The organism is Alteromonas sp. a30 (assembly GCF_026788005.1).
Lineage (GTDB): Bacteria > Pseudomonadota > Gammaproteobacteria > Enterobacterales > Alteromonadaceae > Paraneptunicella.
Genome location: NZ_JABEPE010000050.1, coordinates 1 through 3,800 on the forward strand (window position 1 = coordinate 1; position 3,800 = coordinate 3,800).

A 3,800-nucleotide genomic window follows, 5' to 3' on the forward strand; every position below is an offset into this window, starting at 1 on the left:
CCCGATTACATTTATTGGTACAACACAATTCGACCTCACAGCAACTTGGACGGGCGAACACCGATGGAAGTTTGGCAGCAAGTGGACGTATTCAAAACTGGATACAAACACGCAAAGCATTTTGAAAAATGGGGCGGATTGTTAACGGGCGTGGAGTTGATTTATTGACCAACTGGCGTCGGTATATCAACTCAGGTTGAAATTAAAAAACAACGCAAGTGGATAAATCACCGTCCACGGGACAGCCATGCTTCAAATGAATTTTTTGTTCTTAAATTGAGACAAGATTTGAAAATTCAGCAGTGATTTTGAAAATGTTGGTAGGAATTTGAGAAATGACAGGCTGATTTTTAAGCAGCAACCTAAAAATCAACCTTGAGAAATATTACCCGTTACCTATTGGACGTTTGGACGGGGCATCAAATGAATTTTTTGATCGTTTTTTGTTCTGGAATTAATGCGAGATTTGAAAAACCGAAAGGGATTTTGAAAATTCTGATAAGAATTTAAGAAATGACAGGTTGATTTTTAAACAAAAACCTAAAAATCAACCTTGAGAAATATTACCCGTTACCTATTGGACGCTTGGACGGGACAAAATTCGGATTTAAAGCTACGAAAATACTTTGCACCAAAGCCCGCAACCTTCGCGATAAAATCCAACAAAAAACCAGAATGGGTGAAGCATAAAGTCATTTACCTTAAAGCCATTAACCCTGAGCTTGGCTGCCGTAAAATTGCTGAATTGTTTAATCGCATTCATTTAATTAAAGATGCCGAAACCGTGAGTAAATCTTACGTGTATTTGCAACTTAAAAATCATCAATATCAGTGGCGAGCTTTGCGAAGAAAGCTTAAGCACAAACGTCCATCGAATGTGCCAATAAACACCTGTTGGGGCGTGGATTTAACCACGGTTACTGATAAAAATTCGATACAACATACCTTACTTGCGGTGGTCGATTACGGCTCAAGAAAGTGCCTAAGTTTGCGACCCATCAATAGCAAACACTCTTTGGTTCTACTGATACATTTACTAAAGCTATTCACCCAATTTGGCACGCCTAAACGCATTAAAACCGATAACGAAGCGGTGTTTAAATCACAATTATTTCAAAGCATTATCAAGTTGATTGGCGTGAAACAGCAATTTTCAGAGATTGCCTGCCCGTGGATGAATGGCAGAATCGAACGCAAGATTGGCACGTTTAAAGAGAGGATCAACAAACTAACCATTGATAACCAACTCCATTTAGAACACCTGCTACCTGATTACATTTATTGGTACAACGTAGTTCGACCTCATAGCCATTTGGACGGGCGCACACCAATGGAAGTTTGGCAACAAGTAGACGTGTTCAAAACGGGTTATAAACACGCAAAGCACTTTGAAAAGTGGGGCGGATTATTAACGGGCGTAGAGTTGATTTATTGACCAGCGGGCGTTGGTATATCAGCCTCTCAGGATGAAGTTAAAAGGTATAGTAAGTGGATAAATCACCGTCCACGAGATAGCCATGCTTCAAATGAAACTTTTGATTATTTTTTGCTCTGGAATGAAAGCGAGATTTGAAAAACCGAAAGGGATTTTGAAAATGTTGGTAGGAACTTAAGAAATGACAGGTTGATTTTTAAGCAGCAACCTAAAAATCAACCTTGAGAAATATTACTCGGGATCTTTTGGACGTTTAGACGGGGCAATTAGTTTTCACAAAACTTCATAAAGTCATGAAATACCGGAGATTTCTTTAAAAAGTTTACTTGAATAAGGTAATCAAAAGTAAGTAAAACACCTTCTATGGATACGTTGCCCTCAAATGGCACGTCGTTCAGAGTTCTAAATATACAAGAAGAATTCTTGATAAGCGGTTCAGAGTGAATCTTCGTTCCAAGTTCAACATCGAACGATGGATATAGAATTTTTTCAGGTTTATCCTGTATCGACAATACGAGAGAGCCACTTTCTTCATTAACTAAGAAAACTTGTGTTTCATCTTTAGTTTTGCCAACCCTAATATCCGTTCCGGGCGAAACGCAAAGCTCTAAATTCTCAACGATTAAGTTGCTCCCTTCACACGCGATTGCGACCCTGCTCACTATAGACATCAATAGGAAAAGAATCATTAAAGATAGAGAGTGCAAAATTTTTTTCATTTCTAATCATCCAATCCGGCAATTGTAGAAGCTAATGTAATGTACCCGAAATATGGATTAGAAAATCCATAAATACCGGAAGCTATGTCAGTTCCGCCTGAAAGTAACGCTGCTCCCATTCTAGCTCTCACTCTATTGCTAAACTTCTCGTGATATCTAACTTGTGCGAGTTTTCTCAAAATAGATATCGGAGTTCTGTTATTGTCGAATTCAGGCAATAAGATTCCTATTTGCTCGGCATTCATAGACGGAATAAGATCAGCTATTCTATCGTAGTTTTTGGATGACTCCACCGCTTGCCTCATCTTCTCAATTCCTCCCAATATTGACACAACTCCATCGACAGTGCTCGCACCATCAGCTATTTTTTGAACATTTTTCATCCAGTTCATCAATTCCTTTGGATACGTTTCACTGTCTGTCGCTGGCGCACCTAGAAACCCATTTGTGGAAACGGTAAGACTATCAGGATTATCTATACTTGAACCACTATTTTGATTAGATGTATCGGCTGCAATAAATGAAGGTTTTTGATTTTCACTACCAATGTCAGTAACGCTCAAAGTACCAGACGAATTTGTAGCACTTATCGATGTTACTATGCCATTGTCACCAAAGTTCTTTGTAACTTGCACGCCGCCTACCTTTCCTGAAACAGAATCTACTTTAATTAAATCACCACTTCCATCACCAGCATCAACATAGTGATTACCATCTGAATCGGTATATACTTGCGTATCAGAATTAACCTCTAAAGTTTCAGTCCCTTGAGGCGATACACTCGCGCACTCCTGCCCTTGAGGGCACGATTCATACCCCGTCGGGTCGGTCCCTGACATCGGGTTGTTCATTATATAGCTGTACGGGTTGATGGACTGGCTATTTGCCGGACTTTGAATCACTGGGTCTACACTCATAAACCTGCCCACATTGTAGTCGTAGACTCTTCCATTCATGTGGATGAGTTCGGCTTCGTCGAGGTGCTCGTGGTCGGTAAAGCCTCTTCGTGTGGTCATGCTGGTATCGAGCAGGTTGGTGCCAAGTTGCGCCGCAAGGCTTAGGCTTTCTAGCTGGCTCCAATCGCCGTTTCGAGGTTTACCGAAAGCGTCGAAGTGGCGTCTGGCGGTGACGCTGTTTTGTGCATTGGTGAAGGTGGCGGCACTGCCTAAGCGGTCGCGGTGGGTGTAACTGATGTGCATCCCTTCGTTATCGCTATCGGTGATTATTGCTACATCGCCTAGGTAGGTTTTGCGCTCACGATTGCCGCTTTCGTCGATTTCCACTTCATAATGTTTGCCGATGTAGTGGGTGGTGATTGTTTTTTCCTGCCCGTCTTCCTGAACGACTCGAATTTGTTTGTAACGGGCCAAGTCCGCGCCATAAGCGAGGGTAATGTTACTGCCGTTTTTGTGAATCGTCAGTGGTTTATTAAACACATCGTAAGTGACTTCTTGTGTGCCGTTTCTGTGGGTCTGGTTTCCTTTGTTGTCGTAACCAAAGCTCACCGTACCTGTGTCATCTTTTAAACGGATACTGCTGATTTTGTTGGTACCAGTGGTGTAGCTATAAGCATTGTTGCTGTTTTCGGAGTAATCCGATTTTTTGGTGAGGTTACCTACCGCATCATAGCCGTAGTGAATGTTCGC

4 protein-coding genes are annotated in these 3,800 nt (G+C 41.5%); 2 read left to right on the forward strand and 2 right to left on the reverse strand.

Annotated features, from left to right (window positions below):
* Positions 1-9 precede the first annotated feature (9 nt).
* Together HJG39_RS19480 and HJG39_RS18920 are read left to right on the forward strand one after the other, a co-directional pair.
* A complete protein-coding gene (locus HJG39_RS19480) occupies positions 10-168 on the forward strand; it encodes a hypothetical protein (protein ID WP_442781050.1) in 159 nt (52 codons plus the stop codon).
* Positions 169-553: 385 nt separating this feature from the next.
* Positions 554-1,435: an integrase core domain-containing protein gene (locus tag HJG39_RS18920; RefSeq protein ID WP_268411941.1), complete on the forward strand. Its 882-nt coding sequence runs from the start codon at positions 554-556 to the stop codon at positions 1,433-1,435.
* A 266-nt stretch (positions 1,436-1,701) separates the two neighbouring features.
* Here HJG39_RS18920 and HJG39_RS18925 read toward each other — a convergent pair whose 3' ends face one another.
* Both HJG39_RS18925 and HJG39_RS18930 read right to left on the reverse strand, forming a co-directional pair.
* Positions 1,702-2,154, reverse strand: a complete 453-nt coding sequence (locus HJG39_RS18925) for a hypothetical protein (protein WP_268411942.1) — start codon at positions 2,152-2,154, stop codon at positions 1,702-1,704.
* 2 nt (positions 2,155-2,156) lie between these two features.
* On the reverse strand, positions 2,157-3,800 hold a 1,644-nt coding region (locus tag HJG39_RS18930), incomplete at its 5' end, for an RHS repeat domain-containing protein (protein ID WP_326849276.1).